The 24,580-nt window shown below is 66.5% G+C and carries 20 protein-coding genes; 11 read left to right on the top strand and 9 right to left on the bottom strand.

What is annotated here, in order from left to right; translation table 11 throughout:
• The first annotated feature begins 22 nt into the window (after positions 1 to 22).
• Together O1A05_RS14695 and O1A05_RS14700 are read left to right on the top strand one after the other, a co-directional pair.
• Positions 23 to 1,663: a dolichyl-phosphate-mannose--protein mannosyltransferase gene (locus O1A05_RS14695; protein ID WP_442867641.1), complete on the top strand. Its 1,641-nt coding sequence runs from the start codon at positions 23 to 25 to the stop codon at positions 1,661 to 1,663.
• 72 nt (positions 1,664 to 1,735) lie between these two features.
• A complete protein-coding gene (locus O1A05_RS14700) occupies positions 1,736 to 3,562 on the top strand; it encodes an AMP-dependent synthetase/ligase (protein WP_270105913.1) in 1,827 nt (608 codons plus the stop codon).
• Between the two features lies 1 nt (position 3,563).
• Here the strand turns inward: O1A05_RS14700 and O1A05_RS14705 are convergent, their stop codons facing one another.
• Both O1A05_RS14705 and O1A05_RS14710 read right to left on the bottom strand, forming a co-directional pair.
• Positions 3,564 to 4,973 (bottom strand): TIGR01906 family membrane protein, encoded by a 1,410-nt coding sequence (locus tag O1A05_RS14705; RefSeq protein WP_270105914.1) that lies wholly within the window; start codon positions 4,971 to 4,973, stop codon positions 3,564 to 3,566.
• 120 nt (positions 4,974 to 5,093) lie between these two features.
• Entirely contained in the window at positions 5,094 to 6,086 is a 993-nt protein-coding gene (locus O1A05_RS14710; protein WP_270105915.1) for a stage II sporulation protein M, read from the bottom strand.
• Between the two features lie 61 nt (positions 6,087 to 6,147).
• Between O1A05_RS14710 and O1A05_RS14715 the strand changes: the two genes are divergently transcribed.
• Positions 6,148 to 6,951, top strand: a complete 804-nt coding sequence (locus tag O1A05_RS14715; protein WP_270105916.1) for an RDD family protein — start codon at positions 6,148 to 6,150, stop codon at positions 6,949 to 6,951.
• Here O1A05_RS14715 and ahcY read toward each other — a convergent pair.
• Positions 6,948 to 8,531 carry an adenosylhomocysteinase gene (gene ahcY / locus O1A05_RS14720; protein ID WP_270105917.1) on the bottom strand — a complete coding sequence of 528 codons (1,584 nt, stop codon included), beginning with the start codon at positions 8,529 to 8,531 and terminating at the stop codon, positions 6,948 to 6,950. The genes O1A05_RS14715 and ahcY overlap by 4 nt on opposite strands.
• Before the next feature lie 57 nt (positions 8,532 to 8,588).
• Positions 8,589 to 9,023 carry a DUF3499 domain-containing protein gene (locus tag O1A05_RS14725; protein ID WP_270105918.1) on the bottom strand — a complete coding sequence of 145 codons (435 nt, stop codon included), beginning with the start codon at positions 9,021 to 9,023 and terminating at the stop codon, positions 8,589 to 8,591.
• Between the two features lie 99 nt (positions 9,024 to 9,122).
• On the opposite strand from O1A05_RS14725, the gene O1A05_RS14730 reads away from it, so the two are divergent.
• On the top strand, positions 9,123 to 9,650 hold the full coding sequence (locus O1A05_RS14730) for a hypothetical protein (RefSeq protein ID WP_270105919.1): 528 nt from the start codon (positions 9,123 to 9,125) through the stop codon (positions 9,648 to 9,650).
• Here O1A05_RS14730 and O1A05_RS14735 read toward each other — a convergent pair.
• Genes O1A05_RS14735 through O1A05_RS14745 form a run of 3 tightly spaced genes read right to left on the bottom strand, consistent with a single transcriptional unit; the run spans position 9,644 to position 15,401 of the window.
• Positions 9,644 to 11,356: a DUF5719 family protein gene (locus O1A05_RS14735; protein ID WP_270105920.1), complete on the bottom strand. Its 1,713-nt coding sequence runs from the start codon at positions 11,354 to 11,356 to the stop codon at positions 9,644 to 9,646. The two genes, O1A05_RS14730 and O1A05_RS14735, sit on opposite strands and share 7 nt — an antisense overlap.
• Positions 11,353 to 14,841, bottom strand: a complete 3,489-nt coding sequence (locus O1A05_RS14740) for a glycosyltransferase (protein WP_270105921.1) — start codon at positions 14,839 to 14,841, stop codon at positions 11,353 to 11,355. The genes O1A05_RS14735 and O1A05_RS14740 overlap by 4 nt, the downstream gene beginning before the upstream one ends.
• Before the next feature lie 5 nt (positions 14,842 to 14,846).
• Complete coding sequence (locus O1A05_RS14745) at positions 14,847 to 15,401, bottom strand: WhiB family transcriptional regulator (protein WP_270105922.1); 555 nt, start codon at positions 15,399 to 15,401, stop codon at positions 14,847 to 14,849.
• A 356-nt stretch (positions 15,402 to 15,757) separates the two neighbouring features.
• Here O1A05_RS14745 and O1A05_RS14750 point away from each other — a divergent pair, with 356 nt between their 5' ends.
• A complete protein-coding gene (locus tag O1A05_RS14750; protein WP_270105923.1) occupies positions 15,758 to 16,534 on the top strand; it encodes a TIGR03089 family protein in 777 nt (258 codons plus the stop codon).
• On the opposite strand, the gene O1A05_RS14755 is transcribed toward O1A05_RS14750, so the two are convergent.
• Positions 16,523 to 17,104 (bottom strand): GtrA family protein, encoded by a 582-nt coding sequence (locus O1A05_RS14755; RefSeq protein ID WP_270105924.1) that lies wholly within the window; start codon positions 17,102 to 17,104, stop codon positions 16,523 to 16,525. The genes O1A05_RS14750 and O1A05_RS14755 overlap by 12 nt on opposite strands.
• Before the next feature lie 168 nt (positions 17,105 to 17,272).
• Between O1A05_RS14755 and O1A05_RS14760 the strand changes: the two genes are divergently transcribed.
• The 4 genes from O1A05_RS14760 (at position 17,273) to manA (ending at position 22,190) form a co-directional block, all read left to right on the top strand.
• Positions 17,273 to 18,448, top strand: a complete 1,176-nt coding sequence (locus O1A05_RS14760) for a 5-(carboxyamino)imidazole ribonucleotide synthase (protein WP_270105925.1) — start codon at positions 17,273 to 17,275, stop codon at positions 18,446 to 18,448.
• A 78-nt stretch (positions 18,449 to 18,526) separates the two neighbouring features.
• Positions 18,527 to 19,111, top strand: coding sequence for a 5-(carboxyamino)imidazole ribonucleotide mutase (purE, locus tag O1A05_RS14765; RefSeq protein WP_270105926.1), 585 nt, complete (start codon positions 18,527 to 18,529; stop codon positions 19,109 to 19,111).
• Positions 19,112 to 19,125: 14 nt separating this feature from the next.
• Positions 19,126 to 20,802 (top strand): LCP family protein, encoded by a 1,677-nt coding sequence (locus O1A05_RS14770; RefSeq protein ID WP_270105927.1) that lies wholly within the window; start codon positions 19,126 to 19,128, stop codon positions 20,800 to 20,802.
• Between the two features lie 14 nt (positions 20,803 to 20,816).
• Positions 20,817 to 22,190, top strand: a complete 1,374-nt coding sequence (gene manA / locus O1A05_RS14775) for a mannose-6-phosphate isomerase, class I (protein ID WP_270105928.1) — start codon at positions 20,817 to 20,819, stop codon at positions 22,188 to 22,190.
• 23 nt (positions 22,191 to 22,213) lie between these two features.
• Here the strand turns inward: manA and glpX are convergent, their stop codons facing one another.
• A complete protein-coding gene (glpX, locus tag O1A05_RS14780) occupies positions 22,214 to 23,233 on the bottom strand; it encodes a class II fructose-bisphosphatase (protein ID WP_270105929.1) in 1,020 nt (339 codons plus the stop codon).
• Positions 23,234 to 23,327: 94 nt separating this feature from the next.
• On the opposite strand from glpX, the gene O1A05_RS14785 reads away from it, so the two are divergent.
• Together O1A05_RS14785 and O1A05_RS14790 are read left to right on the top strand one after the other, a co-directional pair.
• Positions 23,328 to 23,951 (top strand): DUF4245 domain-containing protein, encoded by a 624-nt coding sequence (locus O1A05_RS14785; protein WP_270105930.1) that lies wholly within the window; start codon positions 23,328 to 23,330, stop codon positions 23,949 to 23,951.
• Positions 23,951 to 24,571 carry a carbonic anhydrase gene (locus O1A05_RS14790; protein WP_270105931.1) on the top strand — a complete coding sequence of 207 codons (621 nt, stop codon included), beginning with the start codon at positions 23,951 to 23,953 and terminating at the stop codon, positions 24,569 to 24,571. Before O1A05_RS14785 ends, O1A05_RS14790 begins: the two co-directional genes overlap by 1 nt.
• The last annotated feature ends 9 nt before the right edge of the window (positions 24,572 to 24,580 follow it).

The following is a 24,580-nucleotide window of genomic DNA, read 5'->3' on the forward strand; positions in this document are numbered from 1 at the left end:
AGTCCTCAAATCGTCACGTACGATGGTGTGCGTGCATCGCCGCCCCGCCTCCGTCGCCCCATCCTGGGTGTCGTCAGCGTCGCAAGCGTACACCGACACCGTACTGCGAGCGCGCCTGATCGGCGAACGCCTTCCGCTGGGGGCGGCGGCCTGGATCGTTCCCGCCCTCGTCACCTTCCTCGCCGCGATTCTGCGCTTCACCGCGCTGGATCATCCGCACCGGCTCATTTTCGATGAGACCTACTACGTCAAGGACGGCTGGAGTCTCTGGCAACACGGCTACGAGGTCGGTTGGGAAGAAGACTCCGACGAAGCCTTCGCCAACGGGGAGATCGCCGCCAAAGACGAAGCCTCCTATGTGGTGCACCCGCCGCTAGGAAAGTGGCTGATCGGTGCCGGGGTGGCCTTGATGGGACCGGAATCTGGCGCTGGGTGGCGCCTGGGATCCGCGGTGGTGGGCACGCTCTCGGTGCTGCTGGTGGCGTTGATCGCCCAGCATATGTTCCGTTCGGTGGCCCTGGGCGGGATTGCTGGACTGCTGCTCGCAGTGGACGGACATCACCTGGTGATGTCACGCACCGGACTGCTGGACATTTTCCTCTCATTCTTCATTCTTGCGGCGTTCGGGGCCATGATTCTGGACCGGGATGCGGGCCGAAAACGCCTGGCCCGGCTCATTGCGGGTCGGGCGCAGGACTCCCCCGAGCAGCTGAGACGGTATCTGCAGTGGGGTCCGTGGCTGGGCTGGCGTCCGTGGCGGATGCTCGCAGGGGTGCTGCTGGGAGCCGCCTGTTCGGTGAAACTGTCGGGTCTGGCGTTTGTTGCTGTGTTCGGGCTGATGATCGTGTGCTGGGACATCAGCGCGCGCCGGGTGGCCGGAATCCGCCGCTGGTTCGTGGCCGGTGTGGTGCGCGACGGGCTGTATGCGTTCGTGTGTGTCGTCGTGGTGGGGGGCATCACCTACCTGATCACCTGGTCGGGCTGGATTCTCACCTCCGGTGGTTTCTACCGCAATTGGGGTGCAGAGCATCCGGCCAGCGGGCTGGAAGCGCTGGTGCCCGACTGGTTCCGGAGCCTGGTGCACTATCACTCCCAATCCACCGAGTTCCACACGGACCTGTCGTCGGGCCATAACTACGCCTCGAACCCGTGGACATGGCCGTTTATGGGCCGGCCAGTCTCGTTCCACTATGTCGGCACCGACAAGGGCGAGCTGGGGTGCGCCACCGAGGGCGGCTGTTCCGAAGCGATTCTGGACCTGGCCAATCCGCTGCTGTGGTGGTCTGGCCTGTTGGCCATGCTGGTGATGGTGTTCCTGTGGCTGGGCAAGCGCGACTGGCGTGCCGGTGCCATTCTCGGCGTTTACGTGGCCGGCCAGCTCGTGTGGACGCTGTGGCCGGAACGCACCATGTTCTTCTTCTACACCATCGCCTACGCCCCGTTCCTGGTGCTAGCCGTGACCATGTGCCTGGGACTGATCCTGCGCCGGGACGCCATCGACACCGCGGACGGACTGCGACCGCGCCGGCGCAGTCTGATCATCGTGCTCGGATTCGTACTGGCGGTGGTTCTATTGTCCGCGTACTTCATGCCGCTGTGGACCGGCCAGCAGATCCCGTACGATTCCTGGCGGATGCGCATGTGGTTCGACTCCTGGATCTAGGCTCTCGACCTCGGCACCCGATAGCATCGACCAGGTTGCTCCTGACAGTTCATTTTTCTTGGGAAGGCTCTCATGCTGGAAACCTCCACCGCCCCGACGGCGACTCTGCCAGACGATTCGAATCTGACTGACCTGGCCCTGGCCGTCGCACAGCAGACCCCCGAGGCACCCGTGTACGCGGTGCCCAACGGCACCGGCGGTTGGCTGGATGTGTCCTACCAGGCGTTCTTTGATCGGGTGCGGGCGCTGGCCAAGGGGCTGGCGCACCACGGTGTGGCCCCCGGGGATCTGGTGGCGCTGATGGCACCCACCAGTTACGAGTGGGCACTGATTGACCAGGCGATCTGGTTCGCCGGCGCCGTATCGGTGCCGATCTACGAGACCTCCTCCCCGGCTCAGGTCCGTCACATTCTCTCGGATTCCGGCGCCCGCCTGGTGTTCACCGGCGGCGAGAAGCAACACCGCTCCGTGGCGCGAGCCCTGGACGAGACCGAGGGCGTGGATGCCAGCGCGTTCACCGTGTTTTCCATGGACGACGCCGCCCTGGTGCGCTTGGCCGACGATGGAGCTCACCTGGCCGACGAGGTGATCGAGGAGGCACGCAGCACTCCGGTGCTCGATGACACCGCCACCCTGGTGTACACCTCGGGCACCACCGGTCAGCCCAAGGGCGCGAAAATCACCCACCGCAATCTGGCCGAAGGTGCGGTGAACATCCTGACCTTCGCCCAGGACATCATCGGCGGCGGCGAACAGCGCACCGTGATGTTCCTGCCGCTGGCCCACGTGCTCGCCCACGCGGTGCAGTACATCTGCCTGGTGGGGCGGATCCAGATCGCCCATACCTCGGACCTGTCTCGGCTCACCGAGCACATGGCCAGCTTCCACCCCACCTGGCTGCTGCTGGTGCCCCGCCTGCTGGAAAAGGTCGAGGCCGGCATCCTCGCCAACGCCCGCGACTCCGGCAAGGAACGCATCGTCACCGCGGCCCGCGACACCGCCATCGCTTATTCACGTGCCCTCGAAGCCGAGCAGCGCGGCGAAGGCAAGGGCCCCGGAGCCGCACTGAAGGCCAAGCACGCGCTGTTCAACCGCCTCGTGTACCCGAAGGTGCGGGCCCTGATGGGTGGGCAGGCACGCTTCGCCGTCTCCGGGGCTTCCCCGTTGAACCCGGATTTGGCGCATTTCTTCCGCGGCATGGGGATCAATATCCAGGAGGGCTACGGGCTGACCGAATCCACCGCCCCGGCCACTCTGAATATCCCCGGGCACACCCGCTTGGGGTCGGTGGGTTTGCCGGTGCCGGGCACCACGGTCAAGATCGCCGAGGACGGCGAAATCTGGCTGCGCGGCATCGTCATCTGCGATGGCTACCTCAACCGTCCCGAAGCCAGCGCCGAGGCGTTCAGCGCGGACGGTTTCTTCAAGACCGGTGACCTGGGCCGCCTGGATGATGACGGCTACCTGTACGTAACCGGGCGGAAGAAGGAGCTCATCGTCACCGCGGGCGGCAAGAACGTGGTGCCCACTCCCCTGGAGGAATCCATCCGCACCGCGCCACTGGTCTCTCAGGTGGTAGTGGTCGGTGACGATCGTCCCTTCATCGGCGCGCTCGTCGCTCTCGACCCCGAAGCCGTGGATCGGTGGGCCGCCGAGCACTCACGCTCCCCCATGAGCCTGGCCGAGGCCGCCGAGGATGAGGGCATCATCGCGGAAGTGCAGCGGTTCGTGGACCTGGCCAACGAGCAGGTGTCCCGGGCCGAGTCCGTGCGGAAATTCCTGATTCTGGACCGCGAGCTCACCGAGGCTTCGGGTCACGTAACCCCGTCACAGAAGCTCCAGCGCCACCGGGTGATCGAGGACCATCCGGAGGAGATCGAGCGGCTCTACCAGCGCTGACTCAGCGGGCTGATTCGCTCGACCAGTAGTTTTTGCGGGTGATCAGCTGGATTTGGTCCTGTTTGGAGTCCTCGCGACGACGGCGCGTGGGCCAGGTGAAGACCAGGGTCACGATCGCGGTGATCAGGGTCAGTGCTGCCACGGCGATTCCTGCGTCGATCCAGAATTGGTTCGGGTAGAGCCGGATCAGGGTGTCAGAGGCGTAGAACGTCCAGGTGCCATCGGCGAAGAACAGCGAGTGGAACCCGGCAAAGAATGCTTCCCAACCCAGGACGGCTACCACGGCGAGGCCGATGATGGCCACGATGAGCCAGACGGCGCCTGCGAACAGGCCGCGGCGGATGCCACCCTTGCGGGTGCGGGCCAGAATGATCATGAAGGCCAGGCAGGCCAGCCCCAGCACGATCCCGGCGAGCATAGTGATCAGCATGACGATCTTGACGTCGTGCATGTGCGAGACCTCTTCGGCCGTGAACAGGCTCTGGCCCTCACCGGAGGTCAGCTCCGAGAGATAACGGGAGTTCGACAGGTTGAACAGGTAGTCCAGCCCGTAGGAGCCGTAGACGGTGCGGTCCTCGGTGCTGAAGCCGAAATCGTCCGAGGGGAACCCAGGGCGGCGGTATTCCAGCCACAGGAACACCGGTGAGGCCACCAGGCGGATCGCGGCGATCAGCAGCACGATGGGCGCGAAAATCGCCAACAGCACCTGCAAAACCCGAGAAACAGTGCGCGGCGATTCCAACGCCTCGTCCCGGGCCATGGCGCGGGCCTCGGCCTCGCGGCGGGTGCGTCGATCCGTCTCGGCGTGGCCCATTCCGGCCGAGGCTGGCACGGCTGCCACCCCGGTGAACGGGTCGACCGGTTCAGCCTCGGTGGCGGTCTTGTGGAGGACCCGGGTGTCCCCGGTGTCTCCAGCACCTGCGGGGTCTCCGGTTTTCTGGTCCGCGCTGAGGTCGGGCAGCGGCACCGTGTAGTTGTGCTCGGCCGCAGGGGAATCCGCCGTCGGCTCCTGATCCGAGATCACCTCGGTGCGCTGGTGGTCATCGGCCTCGCCGATCACCTCAGTGTGCTGGGGCTCCTCCGACGTGAGGTCGGTGGTCTCAGCATCGCCGATGACCTCCGTGTGCTGGGCGTCGTCCGGCTGGGCATCGTCCGGCTGGGCATCGTCCGGCTGGGCGTCGTGCTCGTGGTCCAGCTCGGTTTGACGGGCGATCGGGGTGGTTTCGGCGTCGGCATCGGAGTCCTGCAGGAATCGCGGGGTCTCCGTGGTGGGCGCCTCGGTGGTGGATTCGGCATCGGCGTCGGCGGTGTTCTCCGGCTCGTCGTCGATGAACGCGCTGTAATCCAGACCGGATTCGAAATCCTCGGATGTGGCTTTCGGGTCCTGCTGTTCAGGGTCCTGAGTCGTCATCTCTACCTCGTTTCCGAGCCGTACAAGCCCGCCTCATGGTGGTTCTCCTCCGAGCGTACTGCCCCGGAGGAGTTCTGTGAGGAGTGACCCACCGATGTGCGGCGCATCGGCGACCGCGGATCAGGCGGTAAGCTGATGGGCTCCAGAGTCGGTGCGGGAGAGGTCTCCGGTGACGCCGTCGCGCACCGCACGGCGCCCGAGCAGCAGGGTGTACACCCAGTACCCGGCCAGCACGGCGGCACCGATACCCAGGCGCACCGGATCGGGCCAGTCGGCGGGAGTGACGAAAGCCTCCACCAGGGCGGAGACGAACAGTACGCCCACGAGACCGATGGCGACGGTGATCAGCGAGCGCCCGGCGGAACCCACCGAGGCCATGCGCGTTTGGCGGCCGGGAGCCACCAGGGCCCAGAAAATCTGCAGTCCAGCGGCACCGGCGATGAAAATGGCGGTGAGCTCCATGAACCCGTGCGGCAGAATGAACAAGAAGAAAGTGTCCAGCTCATCATGGGCCGCCATCACCCCGGCAGACATGCCGATGTTTTGGGCATTGGTGTAGAGCACGTAGGGCACGAAGAACCCGGTGATCCCGAACGCTACTTCCTGGGCGGCGATCCAGGCGTTGTTGGTCCACACCAGGGAAGCGAAGGAGCCGGCCGGATTTTCCGAGTAGTACTGAACGAAATCCTCTTGGACGAAGGCTTCTTGTTCTTCGGGGGTCATCAGCGAGGCCAGCACCTCCGGGGAGGTGGCTACCCAGGTGGCGTAGGCGGTACCCACCGCGCAGAACAGCACCCCGAGGATCACCGTCATCCAGCGGATCCGATAGAACGCAGCCGGGAGCTGCCGCGAGACGAATTCTCGCACCACCGAGCCGGGATTTTCGGTGGCGGAGGTGAGCCGGGTGCGGGCCGCGGCGACCACCAGGGAGAGGCCACTGGCGTGGGGGCCGTCGGGGTCTTGGGCCTGGACCACGGAGAGGTGGGTGGAAGCCCGGCCGTAGAGCTCCACCAGCTCATCAATCTCCGCTGAGCTGAGGCGCCGGCGCTTGGACAGGGTGCGCAGACGGTCCCAGTCTTGCTGGTTCACGGCGGTGAAGGCGTCAAGATCCACCCTGACAGGCTACCGGGTAAGGTGGTGCCCGGACAGTACCGAAGCGTCAGGGGTGCCCCATATGAGTTCAGCCACCGTTATCACCGGTGAGGCGGTCGTCCTGCAACTGCGCCCGGCCACGATCATTCAGCGCGCGGCCGCCACCCTCATCGACGGCGTGGCGCTGGCGCTCCTGACCGTGGGGCTGATCTGGACTTTGGCGCAGTTCGATGTGACGCTGGACCAGGCCGCGGGACAAGCGGCGGTGATCGTCACGATGGTCTTTCTGCTGGTGCTGGTGCCCTTCTCCGTGGAGACGCTCACCCGGGGCCGCTCCCTGGGCAAGTGGGCGCTGGGATTACGTGCGGTACGGGATGACGGCGGCGGGGTGCGCGCCCGCCACGTGCTGGCCCGGGTGCTCACCGGGGTCTTTGAGGTGTGGATGACCGCGGGCTCGGTTGCGGTGATCGCTTCGATGATGAACGAGCGCGGCAAGCGCCTCGGCGACATGGTGGCCGGGACCTACCTGATCACCCAGCGGCTACCGAAGCTGCCTCCCCCACTGCCGGACGTCCCGGCCCCGCTGCGCCAGTGGGCTTCTACGGCCGACGTCGGCCGGTTGCCGGATTCCTTGGCGGTGGCTATTACTCGGTTCTTGCGGCAGGCCGAGAGGATGCTGCCCGAGGCCCGCCAGCGCACCGCATGGAACCTCACCCAGCAGGTGGCACCCTATGTGGCGCCGGGTCCCGGTGCCCAGGTTCCGCCCGAGGCGTTTCTGCACGCGGTGGTCGCCGAACGCAGAAACCGGGACTACGCGATCCTGCAGGCCCGTCGTGAGGCCATGCAAGAACGCGCGTCCCGGTTGGTGCGCAGTCGCTCCTTTTAGTAGCGGTAGTGGTCCGGCTTGTATGGTCCGGCCACGTCCACACCCAGGTATTCGGCCTGGGACTTCGACAGCTTGGTGAGTCCCACACCCAGGGCGTCCAGGTGCAGGCGGGCCACCTTTTCGTCGAGCACCTTGGGCAGGGTGTACACCTGGTTCTCGTAGGTGCGTCCGGTCAGTGAACCGGCGGCGTTGTGCTGGTTGAACAGCTCAATCTGGCCCATCACCTGGTTGGTGAACGATGCGGACATCACGAACGAAGGGTGCCCGGTGGCGTTGCCCAGGTTCAGCAGCCGACCTTCGGAGAGCACGATGATCGAGCGCTCGGCGTCGGTTCCGGCGTCGAGCGTCCACTCGTGCACCTGCGGCTTGATCTCGGTCTTTACCACGCCCGGGATCCTGCCCAGTCCTGCCATGTCGATCTCGTTGTCGAAGTGGCCGACGTTGCCGATGATGGCCTTGTTTTTCATCTTGACCATGTCCTCGGCCATGATGATGTCCTTGCCGCCGGTGGTAGTGATGAAGAGATCACCGGTGCCGATCACCTCATCGAGACGGGCCACCTGATAGCCGTCCATCGCGGCCTGCAGCGCACAGATGGGGTCAATTTCGGTGACGACGACGCGGGCACCCTGGCCACGCAGCGCCTCGGCCGCACCCTTGCCCACGTCACCGTAGCCACACACGACAGCAACCTTGCCGCCGATCAAGACATCGGTACCGCGGTTGATGCCATCGGGCAGGGAATGGCGGATGCCGTACTTGTTGTCGAATTTCGACTTGGTGACGGCGTCGTTGACATTGATCGCGGGGAACAGCAGCCCACCGGTCTGGGCCAGCTGGTAGAGGCGCAGCACACCGGTGGTGGTTTCCTCGGTGACGCCGCGGATCTGCTCAGCAATGCGGGTGAACTTCTGGCCATCGGCCTGCAGGGAAGCGCGCAGGCGGGCCAGGATGATCCGGAACTCCTCCGGGTCCTCGTCGGTGGCCGACGGCACGCCCCCGGCGCCCTCGAATTCCACGCCCTTATGTAGCAGCAGGGTGGCGTCGCCGCCGTCGTCGAGAATCATGTTGGGGCCCAGCTCGGGGTCCTCATCGGCGCCGGGCCAGCTCAGGATCTGTTCGGCGGTCCACCAGTATTCCGGCAGTGACTCGTTCTTCCAGGCGAACACCGGAACACCCTGCGGGTTCTCGGGGGTGCCCTCGCCCACGACAATCGCGGCAGCGGCCTCGTCCTGGGTGGAGAAGATGTTGCAGGACGCCCAGCGCACGGTGGCGCCCAGGGCGGTGAGGGTCTCAATGAGCACCGCGGTCTGCACGGTCATGTGCAGAGAACCGGCGATGCGCGCCCCGGCCAGCGGCTGAGATTCGGCGTACTCTTCGCGCAGGGCCATCAGCCCGGGCATCTCGTGCTCGGCCAGGCGGATCTGGTGGCGTCCGGCCTCGGCGAGGGTGATGTCGCGGATGGTGAAGTCGAACTCGGCGCCGGGCACGGTGGTCCGGTTCGAGAAGGCAGGGTCGGTACCGGGGCCGGCGGTGGTGGGCACGGCGAGGTCAGGGGTTTCTGCGGGATTCTGCGTCATGCTCTCCAGCCTAGACCGTCACGCGGCCGCGCGCAGAGGCTCGAGTCATGATTCGACTCAGCGCAGGATCCTCAAACTGGGCCGGGTCTCACCGCTGACGGGGCGCGGATCGACGACGTCGGAATCCGCCACGGGCTGAACGCTGCGATCCACCCGGTGGGCCGAGGTATCGGGGGTGACGTCGTCCAGCGGGTCGGACGTCGAGGCCGATTCTTCCGGGGTTTCTTTGACCGCATCGGCTAGGGCCAGCAGGTCATCCGGATCTGCAGCGGGAGGGGCCTGGAGGTCCTCGAGGGAGACCAGGCGCAGCAGCTCCCAGCCCACCGGGGCCGTCATGGTGCGGCAGTGCCGCTGACACAGGTCGTAGGCGTGGGGTTCGGCCCGTTGCGACATGGGCCCGAGCACCACCGCCGAGTCGGCATAGTTGTACGTCAACGTGGCCACGGCGGCACCGCGGCAGCCGGTCTTGGTGCAATAACGATTCGTTCCCACAGCACGTCACTCTACCGGCTGTGCTGGCACGTACCGGAGAGCACACGCGGTCCCGGCGTCTCTTCCGAGGTGCCGCGATTCCGGCCTAGACTGGAGTTCATGTTCACCTCCGTCACCATCACCGCCGCCGAGGGCGCGGAAACCCCGGTGACGGGAGGTTCGCGACGTCGCCGGAACCGGCACGGGCGCGGACTGCGCGGGCCGTTGCATCCGCAGTCGCTGCCCCGGTACAGCAGCCGCCACTTACGGTTTGGGGAGACCCTGGCCAACGCCATTGACCGGCTGGCGGAGGTGGTGGGCGAGGATGTGCATCAGGTGAGCTTCCGATACACGATGATCCCGTTGCATTTGGAGCGCCGGTTGCAGGTGTTTCAGGGCGGCGGCGCCGAGGCGGTGGGCGATCTGCTCTCCGACGTCGAACACGGCGCAACGGACATTCCGACGATCACGGTGCACCGGATGGCTATTGAGTCCAGGGTGTCGACCCGGGGCGCGGATCCGCACGCCGATCACGATGAGCTGGCCACCGCCATGATCGAAGAACTGACGTACCGGGCGCTGGTGCGGGCCTGGTCGCGGTGGACCGGGATTCCGGTGGAGGAGATTGACCCTTCTGCGGCTCAGTAGCCCACACGGACCAGAACGCCGGTGCCGTTGGCGGCGGCCGGGGTGACCGGGTAGCCGGAGAGGCCGGTAGCGCCGTCGGACACGATCACACCGGCGAACAGCCCGGTGTCGGTGGTGGAGATGTGCACCCCGGCCGGGGCATCGACGTCGTCGAGATCCAGGGTAACGCTGTCACCTTCGGCGACTTCTTGTTGTTGGGTCTCCCCCAGGCTCCCGGATTCATCGACGAGCTGATACTCGATGGTGCCGGCGGCCGAGCCGTACACCACTAACTGCGAGGTGCCGTGGGAGGGCAGGGATACCAACTGCTCGAAGGCGAGCTCGGAGGCCGAGGGGGTCAGGCCCATGTCCACGGATTCTTCCGCGGCACCGCTGACCGAACGGGCGGTCGCGATCACCGGAGCGTCCGCCTCCACGACGATCGTGTATTCGCCGGCGGGCAGGTTGGAGAGGTCAACGCTGCCGGTGCCATTGGCAGCGAGTTCCACCACGGAGCCGCTACCCAGGGAGGCCGGACCGTCCGGTCCGAGGGCGGTGACTTCGGCGGTGGTGGCCGAGCCGGTGGCGGCGATCTGCACGGCCGGGGCGACGTCGACGTCGTCTTGACTGTTCAATTCCTCCAGGGCGTCCGCACCCGGCGAGCTCACCCCGGGGACGACCTGGCGCTGGGAGGCATCGGCGTTGGGGGTGATGATGTCGACCCCGCCGGGCATGACGCCGAAGAGCCGGTGCTGCTGGATGCTGGCGGAGACCGCACCGCCGGAGGAGCGGACTTCCACGGCCAGGTTTTCTTCGTTGGGGGCGAGGCCGCCCAGCACGAAGGAGCGGGTCTGGTCGGGGCCGAGGACGAGCCCGGAAGTGCCTGGGGAGTCGATGATCCCCTCGGCCCCGAAGAGGCGCAGGTCCACGGTGGCGGCAGAGGCCGAGGGATTGGTGAGCACCAGGATGGCGGTGGAACCCAGGGTGGTGGTGGCGCCGGTGAGGCGCTGCTGGTGGCTGGGAACGGTGCAGGCCGAGACGTCGAGACCAGTGAGGTCACCGTCACTAGCCGAATAGGCGGCAATGGCGGAGCCGAGCCCGGCTTGGCCGCCGAGGGGTTCGACGGTGACCACGCTGGGCAGCCCTTGTTCGCCGCCGGGGGCGCCGACCCGGTGGGCCCCGGCGTCACGCACGGCCACGCCGTCGGCACCCGAGGTGGCGGGAGCGCCCTGCTGGATGTCATCAGGTTGGGAGGCGGTGAGTTCCTCACCGGAGGCGGCGGCCGCTTCGGGCCCGCCGTGGGCATCGCCTGCCGTGGTGGCCGGGCGCAGTGTGGAGCCGGGCAATCGGCCAGCCAGGTCGGAGAACAGGCTGACGGTGGCCTCGGTGGAGGCGTCGGAGGACAGCGGGGAGAAGTCTACGTCGGTGGCCTCGTCCGCGCCCGAGGGCAGCCGAGGTGCGGCCGGGCACACGTACTGGGCGGTGGCGGCGGACAGTGCCGCGGGGGCAGCGCCGGTGTTCAGCGCGGCCGGCGTGGCGGGCAACACGGTGGTGCCGTAGGCCACACCGCCCACCAGCAACAGGGCGCCCACGCCGCCCAAGGTGGGCAGGGCCCAGCCGCGGCGACGTTCGGAGCGGCCGTAGGCTTCCAGCACGGCGTCGCGGCGCACGGCCCGTTTGCGCGCGCCGCGGCCCAGCTGGGCCTGTTCGTCACTGCCGGGGGTCATCGCTGTGCCGTCCAATCCGCGTCGTCGTCGGTGCTGTCTTCCAGGGGGTCCACGGCGGAGTCGCCTGCGTCCAGCGGCCGGTCCTGGGTGCGGGAGGCGGTGCGGCGGGTCGGCGAGGGGATCGCCAGCAGCAGGGCGATCAGCAGCAGCACCCCGGGCACCACCCAGTACCAGCGCGACACGGGGGCGTCGTAGTGAATCTCCAGCTCGCCGGCCTCGGCGGGTAGCACGAACGCCTGGTTCCAGCCTTCGGGGGCTTCCGTGGCTTCCAGCGCCTGGCCGTTGTAGGTCGCGCTCCACCGGTCGTGGGCGCGTTCGGCAAGCACCACGCGGCGCTCGGTGGACTCCTCTTCGGCGGCGGGCACTTCGGCGTGGAAGCGGCCGTGTTCGCTGGGGATCAGGGCCAGGGTGGTTCCGCCGTCGTCTTGCACGGCGGCGCGGGCCACGGCGAATCCGCGGGCTTCGGTGTCGGGTTCCGAGCCGGTGTCGTCGCTGAGGACAGGTGCGCCATTGTCGCTGGCGGGTTCCACGCGCCACAGCCAGCCGTGCTCGGTCAGGCCGACGGGGGTGAGCCCGGGGACAGCGTCAAGATTAGCGGCGGTGGTCTGGTCCACGCCGTCGGGGTCGCGCAGCACCACGAAGGCCGCGCCGATGCTGGTCAGCTGGCTGCGAGGGTCATTGGTGGTACCGGCCACGAGCTCGGCGGCCAGGGTGCGCAGCGCTTCATCGGCTGGATCAGTTTCCGCGCTCTCAGGGGTGAAAATCCCACCGGTCAGCGTGCGGGTCACCACGCCACCGGACAAACGGTTCAAAGCCTCGCCGGCACCGGCTACCGCGGCCGCGGTCACCCCTTCTCCGGATCGGGAAATGATCAGGGTGCGGGTGGAGAGCTCGCTCAGCGCTTGGTCGGCCGCAGTGGCGGGGACCTGCCGGATCGAGGTCGGGTAAATGAGGCTGGAGGCGGTCAACGCGGAGAGTTCCGGATCGGATTCCCCGGTGGTGGCACGGGCTTCGAGGGCAGCGCGCTGGCGGTCCTGTGATTCTGCCCCGGTCAAGCGCGGCACTAGCCACACGGTGGCCGATACGGCCACCGCACCCACCATGGCGAGGGCGACGGCGGGCACGGCTACCCGCTGCAATCGGTGCACCAAGTCGAATCCAGCGACGGCAGCGATCATCAGCCCCAGCCACACCACGGAGACGGCGGGGCCAGTGAACAGGGTGACGGGGGCGCCGAGGGAGTCAACGGAGACCGTGATCTGGGTGGCAACCCAGGCGGTGGCCAAGCCCACCGCGGTGACAATCAGCCCGACCCGGGCGGTGGTACCAGCGGGGCGCAGCGAGAAGACACCGAGCACGGCGAGGATCAGCAGCGGGCCGGCGATCACCAGGGCGATCACCAGCGCCCAGGGGAATCCGGGCACCAGTGAGTCGAGGCCGGGCACGGCAAGTAGTCCGGCGTCGGCGGTGAATTCCGTGGGGAAGCCGAGCAGCTGTTGCCAACCGGGGGCGGCGGTGAAGCTCAGCGGCACGCCGGGGTCGGCCAGCACGGCGCGCAGGTTGTTCCAGTGGGTGACCACCGCGGGGGCAAACAGAGCCAGGGTGAGCGCTGGGGTCCACCACAAGGCGCGGCCCCGGGAGCGCATTACCGCGGCGAGAATCAGCACACTCAGCACCGCGGGCACCAGCAGCGATGGCGCAGCAGCGGTGATCAGGGCGAGCAACAGGGCGGTCCAGCCGGAGCCGGTCCAGGAGATGACCCCTCGGGTTCCGGGCCCGGTGGGGGCGTCGCTGTGCAGCGAACCCGGGTCACGACGGCGCGGCGCGGCCGAACCGGTGGCGCGCATGAGGGACAGCACCAGCCACGGCAGCAGCAGGTGCACCAGAATCGCGCCGAGCCGGCCCTGCCCGATGCTAATGAGCAGGGTGGGAGCCAGGCCCCAGGCCAGGGCGACCGCGAAGCGGGCGGCACGGGACCGGGCGATCGCTCCGGCAGCGGTCCAGGCACCTGCGGCGGCCAGCGGCAGCGTCAGAATCATCAGCACCACCACGGAAACCGAGGCGGAGCCGGTCAGTCCCAGCAGCACCAGCACCAGTCCGAAGGGTCCGGGTTGAGCGGCAAAGCCAACCCCGGATTCGGACCAGCCGGACACCGCGGTCTCCCACAGGTCGCGCAGCGAACCGTCCAGAGGAGCCAGGCCTCCGCCGGCCACGGCTTCGGCGCCGAGCAGGCTGCGCAGGCCCAGCACGGCCACCGCACCGAGCAGCAGCAGGGCAGTGACCAGGCCGATGCCCACCCAGTTGCGTTCCGGGGTGGCCAGGGCGGTGAAATCGTCGTGACCGCCGGTGGGTTCTGAATCCAGGTGGGTGGAGCCGGTGCCGGCGCCGATCACCTCATCGGGTTCGGACACGTCAATCACGGAACGGCGGTAGGCCCGCACCTGAGCCCGGCGCGGGCGTAGGTCACGGATGCTGGCGGCGCGTACTGCCGACAGCGTCTGCGTGGACCGCGCCCGACGGCGGGATCCCAACAGCGCGAAGGGTCGGGTGGCGCCCTGCAGGGTGCCACCGAGCCGGGCCATCCCGGCCCCGGGCTCCTTAATCAGTAGCGACCAGGCCAGCGAACCCACCGCGGACAGCATCATCCACAGCCACAACAGCGGCAGGGTCAGCCGGGCGCGAGAGTGTTTCAGCCGCATCCAAGCGGCGGCCTCATGACGTTCGCGGCGGGAGGCTTGTAGCCCTTCACCGTGGCCGCCGTGGCGGACCACCGCCCGGGGTACCACCACCACACGGTGACCAGCCAGTCGGGTGCGCAGGCACAAATCCAGGGCTGCCGCCGGGCCGGGGGTGGCCGGGTCCACGCCGTCGAGCTCGCGCCACACGTCCTCGCGCACCAACATGCCCGGAGCGGACACGGAGAGCACGTCGGTGCGGTCGTCATACTGACCCTGGTCCAGCTCGCCGGGTTCGATCATGCTCACTGCGTGGCCGGTGTGGGTCATGGTCACCCCGACGTCGAGCAGGTGACGAGGGCGGGCGCGTTCGACCTGCTTGGCGCCGGCCAGCGCCACTGAGGGAGAGACCTCCACGGCGCGCAACACCGCCTGCAGGGCGTGCGGTTCGGCGACGGCGTCGTCGTGCAGGAACCAGATCCAGCGGTCGTCCGAGGTGGAGCTCCCCCCTGACTTCTCCGAGGACTCCCCCGGTTCAGCGGGCTCCATGACGGCGGAGAGCTCGTCAGCCAAGGACCGCCCCGGGGTGCGGGGACGTTCCACATGGTGCCAGTCCACATCGGCGTCGGTCAGCTCACGGGTGGACTCAGCTACGACAGCTGGATCAATCGTCCCGGAGGTGGTCACGATGATCACGCGGTCCGGCACCCGGTGCTGTTGCGTGATGGAACGGACGGCGTCGATCAGCGTTTCCGGTCGACGATCGACCGTCACCACGGCGGTGACGTGCTGGACGGCCGAGCGAGTCACAGTTCTCAGGATGACTTCTTGCGCAGGCGGCGGCGCTCACGCTCGGAGAGCCCACCCCAGATGCCGAAGCGTTCGTCGTTGGCCAGGGCGTATTCGAGGCATTCGGAGCGTACGGTGCACGCCGAGCAGACCTTCTTGGCGTCGCGGGTGGAGCCTCCCTTTTCGGGGAAGAACGCCTCGGGATCGGTCTGGGCGCAGAGCGCATCGGCCTGCCAGGCTAGTTCGCCCTCGTCTTCGGGGTGACCAAAACCGGGGATGCCCAGCCAGGTACCGGCATCCGGTGCCGACTGCGGGGCCGGGGCGTCGCCGGGGTGCAAGGCGGTCACGGTGGCCAGGTCCGCGCCAGTGGAACCGGTCTCGGCGAGAGCATCGGCGCTCTCCAGAGCCTCGTGGGCTGCCAGGAAGGCGGTGGCCTGGTCGCCTAGGGTGACGTCGGCATGATCCGCCGCCTGGGGGTCGGCGGGGTCAATGAACCAGTCAGAGGGTACGCCACGTGTCGGACGCTGCGTGGTGGGCTCGACATCGCGTCGAGATGAGTCCAGCCGTTGTGCGTTCTCCATCAGTTCCTCTCTACGGTTCGCAGGCTCTCAGGAGAGCCGTCTCGCCACCTTCGTACGGCGGCGAGCTAGTCCGTGCATCAGCCCTGGGTTCAGCCCAGCACGAGGCAGGCGGTCCGACTGGATTTCCGTCGGTCGCACCCGTCATGCTGATGAAGTACACCTGGGAAGCGCAACGGCCCAATACGGACCATTACTTCATCATTGATCACGTCTAATTACACCGTTGTAACTCCTCTGGGTCAAGCTCAGTTCGACGCTGCAACGGACCGGTAGCATCACGCAGCCGGGCGTGTCGAACCCTCAGCTGCCCACGTGCTATCTGCCCGCCAACTCACCGCTATCAAGTCGAGGTCACCATGGTTTCCCTCTCGTCGTCCGGCCCGTCGATCGCCCGCCCGGGCGCGGACCTGATCGCCCACGTCGGGGCCTCGGCCCGTCCCGCGCTGATTCAGTACCACCAGGACGGGTCGCGCACCGAACTCTCGGGACGAGTGTTAGTGAATTGGGCAGCGAAAACGGCGAACCTGTTGGAGCATCATGGCATCGATACCGCCGGGCTGGCGGTGCTCGATCTACCCGTGCACTGGCTCACCCTGGCCGCCTCCCTAGGAATCTCCTGGGATTTTGATGAGATTCGGTGTTTTGGAGACGGCGACGACGCTGTTCAGGACGCCGCGCTGATCGTCACCACCGCACCCGAACGGTGGGCAGAGCACGCAGGTGAGCTGATCGTGGTGACCTCACTGACCGGAGCGTCCGGGTCGTCTGGGGCGCAGTTGCCCAGCCATGCCATTGATTTCGACGACGAGGTGGCCTCCCAGGCGGACCAGCATGTGGGAATAGCGCCGGATCTGATCACCGGCACCGAGGGTGCCTCACTCCGGCTAGCAGCAGCCTCGCCGGCGAGCGCCTGGGCTTTTGAGGGTGGGCTGATTCTTGCGGAGCGCGGCACCCACCTCACCGAGGATCTCCTCGCTGCGGTGCATGAGCAGTGGTCGCGACGGTGCCCGGTCATCATGGTAGAGGTGACCGACGCTGCAGAAGATACCGGGGGCGCCGGGAGTGAGACGCTCGCCCCGGAACGGGTGGAGCATCTGCGCGAGGTCGAGCGCCTCGGCGGCTCAGCGAGCTGAGTCGAACCCTTCCGACTGCGCCGAACGCTGGTCGGTGTTTGGCTTAGAATTTTCGTCAGCGGCGGGCACGGCCGGAAACTGGCCGGTAAGGAACCCGCGATCGTGGGCGAATGCCGGGTCGGACTCCATGGTCTCGGAGAACACCCAGAACCGATAAGCGAAAAAGCGGAACACCGTGCCGAAGAACAGGCCCACCACGTTGCCGGCAATGAACAGCCCCGAGGTGGAGGTCACTCCGAGCAGATACTGAGCAATGAACACGCAGCCGGCCTGAATGCCCAGGCCAATGGCGTTCATGACCAAGAACAGCACCAGCTCGCGACCGACATTGGACTGACGACGGTGCCGGAAGGTCCAGAAACGGTTGGCGATCCACGAGAAGATCGTCGCCACCACACCGGCCACAATCTTGGCCTTCACGTTGGAGCCTTCCATCGGCCCGTGCATGAGCCACACGAACACCGCCGAATCGATCACGAACGCGACCGCGCCGACCGTGCCGAATTTGGCGACTTCTCGCCACAGCATACGAATCAGCCCAAGAAGGCGCTGCCAAAGGTCACTGAACATAGGGGGTGTGAGCTCCTGGTCTGGACAAAGTTCCCGGCCACTCTAATGCGGACTCCTGCTGAAAACCTGAAAGCCCCTGCCCGTGGCCCCGCGTCGGTGCCCCCTGGGAAGAAGCACGTTCGAAGGGACAGACACGTCAGCCTCTCCTTGAGTATGTACCCTAAGAGGGTGACTTTTCCTCTCGTAGGCGTCGTCGGCGGCGGCCAGTTGGCCCGCATGCTGGCCCCCGCCGCCATTGAACTCGGTGTCCATCTCCACGTCCTCGCAGAGTCCGAGGACGTGTCTGCGACCAGTGCCGCCCGTTACACGGTGGGCGATTATCGCGACCTGGACACGCTGATGCGCTTCGCCGCGACTGTGGATGTCCTCACATTCGATCACGAGCACGTTCCCACCGAGCACCTGCGCACCCTCGAGGACTCTGGTGTCGCGGTCCGCCCGGGACCCGAGGCCCTACAGTACGCCCAGGATAAGCTGAAAATGCGAGGCATTGCCGATGAGCTCGGACTGCCGAACCCTGTTTGGGCAGCAGTGGATTCCGTGGAAGCTCTGGTGAGCTTCGGCGAGGAGCACGGCTGGCCCGTGGTGCTCAAGACTCCCCGCGGCGGCTACGACGGCAAGGGCGTGCGCGTGGTGCGCACCCCAGAGGAGGCAGCCGAAACCACCGAGTGGTTCGAGCTCGATTTCCCGGCCCTCCTCGTGGAGCAGCTGGTCCCGTTCTCGCGCGAACTTTCCGCCCAGGTGGCTCGCCGCCCCTCGGGTGAGGTCGCGATCTACCCGATCGTGGAGTCACTGCAGACCGACAGCGTCTGTGATGTCGTCACCGCCCCGGCCCCCGGCCTAGATCCCGAGGTGGCCGCAGCAGCGGCCGAGGCAGCCTCCACCCTGGCCGAGCGTCTCGGCGTGGTGGGCATGCTCGCCGTCGAACTCTTCGAGACCCCAGGAACCGGCCCGGGCTTCCTGATCAACGAGCTGGCGATGCGCCCGCACAATTCCGGACATTGGTCCATGGATGGCGCAGTGACCGGACAGTTTGAGCAGCATTTGCGCGCCGTACTGGATCTCCCCCTGGGCTCCACTCAGCCCCTGGGCGCCTACACGGTCATGAAGAACTACCTGGGCGGGGCCAATCAAGACCTCTATTCGGCATTCGACCGGGCCATGAGCGAATATCCGAGCGCCAAGATCCACGTCTACGGAAAGGCCGTGCGACCCGGACGTAAGGTAGGTCACGTCAATGTGATCGCCGCCACAGAACAGGATCTGGACCAGGCTCGCGCAATCGCCGAGGGGGCAGCCTCGGTGATTCGTGACGGAGTCCCGAGCGCCGACAGCGCCCGCTGACCCCCTCCCCGTTCCGGACTTCCCTCCTTTCCCTATTTCCTTCGACCCGGTACCAGCTAGCCAGGAGACTGCCAGACGATGACCCAACAGAGCACCAGCCTCGATTCCGCTGCAGCAGAATCCACCACCGCACCGCAGGTGGGGATTGTGATGGGGTCCGATTCTGATTGGCCCGTCATGCAAGCTGCCGCCGAGGCGCTCGAGGAATTCGGTATCAGCTACGAAGCCGATGTGGTCTCCGCGCACCGGATGCCCCACGAGATGATCGCCTACGGAACCCGCGCCCATGAACGCGGCCTGCAGGTCATCATCGCCGGGGCCGGGGGTGCAGCCCATCTTCCGGGCATGCTAGCCTCCACCACGCCGCTGCCGGTGATCGGCGTCCCGGTTCCGCTGAAAACGTTGGACGGCATGGACTCGTTGCTCTCCATCGTCCAGATGCCCGCCGGGGTTCCCGTGGCCACTGTTTCCATCGGCGGGGCGCGCAACGCCGGACTGCTCGCAGCACGCATCCTCGGTTCGGGTTCTGGCCCAGAAGCCGAGCGGATCCGCACCCACATGATCAGCTTCGCCGCCGAGCTCAAAGACATGGCTTCCGCGAAAGGAACCCGACTGCGTGAGACACTGCAGGGTAACCCTGGATACCGTCCCACCGAAGCCTGATCCCCCAATACTCCATGGCTAAAACTCTTTCGCGCCGAGACCTGGCCGCCTTCCGTCAGCGCCGGTTCGACCGGTTCCGCCCCGACGGCGCCTCCGTCGATCCTTTGAAAAATCCGCAGGGGGCCACCGCACCCGAGCGCAGCAAGCGCTCCTTCTTGTTGCTGGCACTGACCCTGCTCATTCCCGGAAGTGCGCAGGCCCTGGCCGGAAACCGTTCCCTGGGACGCTTTGCCATGGGCGTGACCGTCTCCCTCTGGGCGCTGCTCATCCTGGTGATTCTCGGGGCCTTGTTCGCCCGCGACATGATGGTGGTCCTGGCTAGCTACCCCACCGCACAGTTCCTGGCCGTGATCTTACTGGCCGTTCTCGCGGTGGGCTGGGCCATCCTGTGGATCGACACGTTTCGGCTCATCCGCTTACGGCTGCTGGCTCCCGGGCTGAAACCGATCGTCGCCTTCACCACGGTCATCCTGATGGTGCTGACCTCCGGGTCACTGGCCTACGGGTCGGTCATGCTGAATTCTTCGCGGACCTCCCTGTCCACCATTTTCGCCGATAGCCCGCCCATTGACCCGGTCAACGGCCGTTACAACTTCTTGGTGATGGGCGGCGATGCGGGTGAGGGGCGCCAAGGCCTGCGGCCCGACTCGATTTCCGTGGCCTCGGTGAACGCCGACACCGGCAAGATCATCCTGTTCTCGATTCCTCGCAACTTCCAGAACACCCAGTTCTCCGATGACTCCCCTCTGTGGTCGGTCTACCCCAACGGTTACGACTGCGGGGATCAGTGCATCATCAACTCGCTCTACGTCGACGTCGTCAATGACCACAGCGATCTCTATCCCGGTGCTGAGGATCCCGGAGCGGAAGCGATGATGGACGCCGCCAGCGGAATCCTCGGGATCGACGTGCAGGCGTACGTGTTGCTCGACATGGAGGGCTTCGCTCAGCTGATCGACTCCATGGGTGGCGTCACCGTGACCACCGGCGGTTGGACTACCCACCGCGGCAACCGTCCCGACGGCGATTGGGGCAACGCCTGGTGGGGACCGGGCACCTACGAATTCGACGGCAAAGACGCCCTGGCCTTCGCCCGATCGCGACACTGGTCGTCCGACTACTCCCGCATCCGCCGGCAGCAGTGCATCCAGCAGGCCATGCTCTCCCAGTTCAATCTGCCCACCCTATTGACCCGATTCGAGGGAATTCTCGACGCCGGTGAGCAGATTGTGGAAACCGACCTGCCGCAGCAGCAGCTGGGCACTTTCCTGTCTCTGGGAGCAAAGTCGCAGCAGGTTCCCATGGACCGATTGACCATCGGCGCCCCGGACTTCGGGGACCAGGGCGAACGCTTCTCCACCTACCCCGATTTCGATGAGATCCACTCCCGCGTCTCAGACATGCTCGCTGCCGATGACACCCCGCTGGGTGGCAGCACCCCCGCCGGTGTGAACATCGCGCCGTTGCTCACCCATTTCGCTCAGGTGCGCATGGACGTCGAGGGCGATGAGGCCACCGGCTCCGAACGTGGCTCGGCCGCCTCGCAGGATCCCGCCGATTGGCCGGAGCCTCCAACGCAGGCCGACGGCACCGAGATCACCGAGGAATACCTGATGTGGGCCGAGGACACGTATCAAGAAGCCCTGCTCGAGGACGCTTCCTCGACCAACCAGTATTGCCACCCCGGATAGGTCGTGCAGCACCGATGACCTCTCTCACTCCCCCGTCCGTTCACGGTGATGCACTCGCCGAGCTATACCTGCTCGACGGGCCAGTGCGTGACTACGCCTGGGGCTCCGCCGAGCTACTGGCCGAATTGCAGGGCCGTGACGCTTCCGGTGAGCCCGAGGCTGAACTCTGGCTGGGTTCCCACCCCGGTGCTCCCTCCGTGGTGCATCACCTGGGTGCCTCCGTCCCGTTGAATACCCTGCTGGCCGCCGCACCGGCGGAGGCCCTGGGCGGCTGCTTAGCCGCCGGAATCGACGCCTCCGGTGACCCGCACTCCCCGCAGCTCCCCTTCCTGGTGAAGCTGCTGGCTGCGGCCGCTCCCCTGTCGATTCAGGCTCACCCCACCGTTAACCAGGCCCAGCAGGGCTGGGACGCGGAGAACGCTCGTGGCACCGCCCTAGATTCACCCGAGCGCTGCTACAAGGACCGCAACCATAAGCCCGAGATGCTAATCGCGATCACCGAGTTCTCTGCACTGTGTGGGTTCCGGGACCCGCGCGATGCAGCGGGCACCTTCCGCCGCCTGGGCGAGCTCCAGGAGCTCTCGGCGGACGTGCTGACGGCGGTCACCGAATTTTCTCAGCGGCTGGAGGCTGGGGATCTCTCCGGGGTCTTCACCGCCCTGCTGGACCCCGAGGGCCCCTGGGCCGACGACACCGACAACCGCACCTTTGCCACCCGACTGCTGACCGCACTGTGTCACCCGGACAATACAGACCTGGTGGCCACCGATGCCTCGCTGAGCACCGCCGTAGAGATCGCCGCACATCATCCAGATGACCCCGGCGTGTTGGTGTCCATGCTGATGAACCGGGTGAATCTGTCCCCGGGCGAAGCCATCTTCCTCGGTGCCGGAGTGGTCCACGCTTATCTCTCCGGGCTCGGCCTGGAGACCATGGCCTCCTCCGATAACGTGCTACGCGGCGGGCTCACCCCGAAGCACATCAACGTCACCGAACTGCAGCGGGTGGTCGATTTCACGCCGACCACGGATCCGCGCGTGCACCCAGCATCCCGCGGGGAATCCGAGGACGGTGCCCGCGTCGAAACATTCCCGGTCCCGGTGAACGACTTCATCGTCACCGGTATCCACCTTGCGCCTCAGTCCACGTTTCACCTGCACGACGCCGGACCACGGATCCTGGTGTGCACCGCCGGTGAGGTCCGTCTGGAGGCCAGCGAGCAGTCTCTCGATCTGACCCCCGGTCAGGCCGCCTTCGCACCCGCGAGCACCAGAGCGCTCGCCCTGGCAGACCGCAGCGCCGGCGGCGCGGTCAGCACTCAAAAGCCCCACAACGCAGAACACCCGACGACGCTGTTCGTCATCGGGTGTCCCAGCGCGTCTCGCTGACGCGACTCAGTCCTGAGTCTGGATCAGCGCTCCGGCAGCCACTCCGGCCACTTCTCGGTGCGGTGCTCGGCTTCCACCGTGCGCACAGTGCCCGACTTGGAGCGCATCACGATCGACTGGGTGACAATCCGGTCGTTGTAGTAGCGCACGCCACGCAGCAGGTCGCCGTCGGTGATGCCGGTGGCGGCAAAGTAGCAGTTGTCGGAACGCACGAGGTCATTCGTCGTCAGTATCTGGTCCAGGTCCAGCCCGGCGTCAATAGCCTTCTGCTTCTCGTCGTCGTCCGTGGGCGCCAATCGACCCTGGATCATGCCGCCGGTGGCCTTCAATGCACAGGCGGTCACGACACCCTCGGGAGTGCCACCGGTGCCCAGCAGCATGTCAACGTCGGTGTTGTGGCGAGCTGCGGCGATGCCTCCAGCCACGTCGCCGTCCATGATGAACTTCACGCGGGCGCCGGCCTCGCGGATCTCACGCACCAGGCCCTCGTGACGCGGGCGGTCCAGCACGCAGATGTTCAGCTGGGAGACCGGCTTGTTCAGCGCCTTACCCAGCAAATGAATGTTCTGTTTGACCGGCAGGCGCAGGTCCACCATTTCGGCGGCCTCCGGGCCCACGACCATCTTTTCCATGTAGAACACCGATGAGGCATCAAACATGGTGCCGCGCTCAGCCACTGCGAACACGGACAGCGCGTTGTTGTAGCCCAGGGCAGTCAGGCGGGTTCCATCGATGGGATCCACCGCGACGTCCACCTCAGCTCCGGTGCCGTCGCCCACGTTCTCACCGTTGAACAGCATGGGGGCTTCGTCCTTCTCGCCCTCGCCGATCACAACCACACCGTTCATCCGCACGGTGTCCATGAACTTACGCATCGCATCCACGGCGGCACCATCGGCGCGGTTCTTATCACCGTAACCTACCCAGTGGCCTCCAGCGATGGCCGCCGCCTCTGTCACACGCACCAGCTCCATTGCCAGGTTCCGGTCGGGCTTCAAGGAGTCGTTGAGGTCGTTCTGCGGCTGTCCATCGGCTTTCGCCATGATCTGTACTCCGTATCGTTGGTGAGCGGCACTGCTACTCTTCACATCCTACTGGGAGCCAGAGCGGCCGCGACGAAGTGGCAGAATAGAGTCCGTGACTCAACCCGTCGATGCCGCCCCGAAGCCTCAGTACACGCGCAAACAAGGTGAGCGCATGTACCAGAACGTCAAGGCCATGGCGTTCTCGGTGCTCGCCACGGTCGCCATTGTCGCCCTCGTGGTCATGCTCAACCCGCTTCGCGATCGCGACGCCGACCCCGGCATCGACGTTCCGGCCATCGCCGCCGAAGCCAGCAGCGTCGCCGACTTCACCGCTCTGGCCCCGGAGATTCCCGAAGATTGGTACGCCAGCTATGCCCGCTGGAACGGGTCGCCCTCCGACGGCGTACCCAACTGGCAGGTCGGCTATGTCACCCCCGATCAAGAATTCGTTGGCTTCGTCCAGTCCTCAGATGCCAACAGCACCTGGGTGGGACAGCAGGTTCACGGCGCCGCGGAATCCGGCCTCATCGAGCTGAGCGGACACGACTTCAGCGTGCACCGGGCCGACAACGGACACACCTATTTGGTCACCGAACTGGCCCATGAGGAGGCTGCTGGTTCCGAGGCATCCGACATCGATTCCGTAACCCTGGTGGTCTCGGGATCCGGCTCCGATGAGCAGATCACCACCCTCACCGAAGCGGTGTTGGAGAACGACAACGAAAGCAGGTCCTGATGCCCGCAACCCCCACCCGTGCCTGGCAGATCCTAGCCCAAGGCAATGAGCGCTTCGTCTCGGGCACCACGCTGCACCCGAACCAGAATGCCGCCCGCCGCGCCTCGTTGACCGATGAACAGAATCCGTTGGCCGTGATTTTCGGTTGTTCCGACTCCCGGCTGGCCGCCGAGATCATTTTCGACGTCGGCTTGGGTGATGTCTTCGTGGTCCGCACCGCCGGGCAGGTCATCGACGACGCCGTGCTCGGTTCCCTGGAATACTCGGTCGACATCCTGAACATCCCGCTGATCATCGTGCTCGGCCATGACTCCTGCGGAGCGGTGACCGCCGCCGTGGATTCCTACGCTTCCGGTGCCATGCCGCCCGGTTTCATCCGCTCCCTGGTCGAGCGGATCACCCCCTCGGTGCTCGCGGCACGCCAGCAGGGCGTGACCGACGTCGACGGCACCGTGGCCGAACACACCGACCAAACCGTGCACCGGCTCGTGGAGACCTCCCGTTCCCTGGCCGACGCCGTCGAAGACGGACGCACCGCTGTTCTCGGACTGACCTACTCCCTGGCCAACGGCACCGTCGAAGTGGGCGCGGCCGTCGGCGACATCGACACGCGACGATAGATACACCCT

Source organism: Citricoccus sp. NR2 (genome assembly GCF_027594385.1).
In the GTDB taxonomy this organism is placed as follows: domain Bacteria; phylum Actinomycetota; class Actinomycetes; order Actinomycetales; family Micrococcaceae; genus CmP2.